Origin of the sequence: Lysinibacillus boronitolerans JCM 21713 = 10a = NBRC 103108, from assembly GCF_000772935.1 — a bacterium.
Classification (GTDB): Bacteria; Bacillota; Bacilli; order Bacillales_A; family Planococcaceae; genus Lysinibacillus; species Lysinibacillus boronitolerans.
Genome location: NZ_JPVR01000014.1, coordinates 1 through 339, shown reverse-complemented (window position 1 = coordinate 339; position 339 = coordinate 1). Strand labels below are relative to the sequence as shown.

The following is a 339-nucleotide window of genomic DNA, read 5'->3' as shown; positions in this document are numbered from 1 at the left end:
TGGTAAAGAATTTACCCCACTTCTTCTTTTTCTTCTTGCGTTTTTTCTTCTTTTTATTGGACTTCCGTTGTTTTTTCTTCGTAGAGCTCTTCTTTTTGGAGGATTTCTTAGTGCTCTTTCCTTTTGACCCGCCGCTCTTTCCTTTTTTCTTTCCACTTGGGGAGCCTACTTTCGGAATCATCCCTAGTAAGCTTCCTGCTAATCCTAATAGACCCATTAAGCATCACCCCCACCAACAGGGATCATCCCCATGACGTCTAGGGCTGCCTCCAGGTCTGCTTCCTCTTCTTGCGCAGCGACGGAAACAGGGGCTTTAATGGAGCCATCCATCGTCACTAC

1 protein-coding gene is annotated in these 339 nt (G+C 46.0%); it reads right to left on the bottom strand.

The features are described from left to right. Positions 1-217, bottom strand: a 217-nt coding sequence (locus CD31_RS00070; RefSeq protein ID WP_176408543.1) for a hypothetical protein, incomplete at its 3' end; no start/stop codon positions are given. Positions 218-339: the final 122 nt, after the last annotated feature.